This window comes from Methanoculleus sp. MH98A, from assembly GCF_000691865.1.
Taxonomy (GTDB): Archaea; Halobacteriota; Methanomicrobia; order Methanomicrobiales; family Methanoculleaceae; genus Methanoculleus.
This window is the reverse complement of record NZ_JMIO01000267.1, coordinates 1-1,014: the sequence shown is the minus strand read 5'-3', so window position 1 is coordinate 1,014 and position 1,014 is coordinate 1. Positions and strand designations below refer to the sequence as shown.

The 1,014-nt window shown below is 49.3% G+C and carries 2 protein-coding genes; both read left to right on the top strand.

The window, feature by feature from the left end; genetic code table 11:
• The coding region (locus EI28_RS14575) for a hypothetical protein (RefSeq protein ID WP_197018536.1) at positions 1–432 on the top strand (432 nt) is incomplete at its 5' end.
• Positions 433–475: 43 nt separating this feature from the next.
• On the top strand, positions 476–1,014 hold a 539-nt coding region (locus EI28_RS12920), incomplete at its 3' end, for a winged helix-turn-helix transcriptional regulator (protein WP_048115477.1).

Here is a 1,014-nt window from a genome sequence, read left to right as displayed (position 1 = left end):
ATTTTGATGAAATTCAACCATCTTATCGGACTCCTGGTGGCCTTCGCTATCGTCGTACCGATGGTTTCGGCCAGCAGCATCGGAAGTGAGAACAGTGAGGCCGTCGACCTCATGCAGAAAAATGAGTCTGTAGCCCGTGCCGGATACACTATCACACAGGGAGAGACGGACTATCATGGGTATTATGTGTCGCCTGGTACATCCTCATTCTCTGTCGACCTGAACTGGTTTACAGATGATCACTCCCTGAAGTTAGGGATCATCAGGCCGGATGGGAGTCTGTACGGTTATTACCACGACGATGATGGCGATGATAACCTGAAGGGGCGGATCTATCTTACGATAAACAACCCTACATCCGGATCCTGGACATTTAGTGTTTATGGTGAGGACGTTACTGGAACTTGGCCATACGCGATTAGCATGGGTTAAAGAAAGCGGAATATTTTTATTTTCACTGAGCATATGAAACGCTATGGCGTCATGGTCGTTGACTGCCAGGGTCACTCTATTTGTCTTCTGCCTCCTGCTGTTACCGTCTGTTGGGTGCGCGATCTCTGTCCCCCAGACCTCAGAGGCGTATCCGGGGCAGATCCTTTCAGATCCAACTCCATTGTACGTCTGGAACGTTCCCTTGAACGCCGTTATCCTCGGCCTTCTGTCCATAACAGTTCCGACGGCACTTTTCATTCTGATACAAATCCTGTTCTCGCTGCCTATGCGGCTCCAGCTCGGCCACAAAAGAGTCTCGTGTCAGAATATCCTGGACAACGAGAACCGAAATGCAGTGTATATGTGCATTCAGGAGAATCCAGGAATTCATATAAGTAATCTCCTCCAGATGCTGGAGATGAATATCGGGACTCTCCGGTATCATGTGGGGGTGCTGTGCCGGATGGGAAAGGTCGTTGCCGAACAGAACTGCACGGGGATAAGTTATTACGTCAGTGGGGACCCCTTTCCCGAATTGGAAAAGACGATAACTGGATATTCTTACGAATTTCCAAAGGGTCG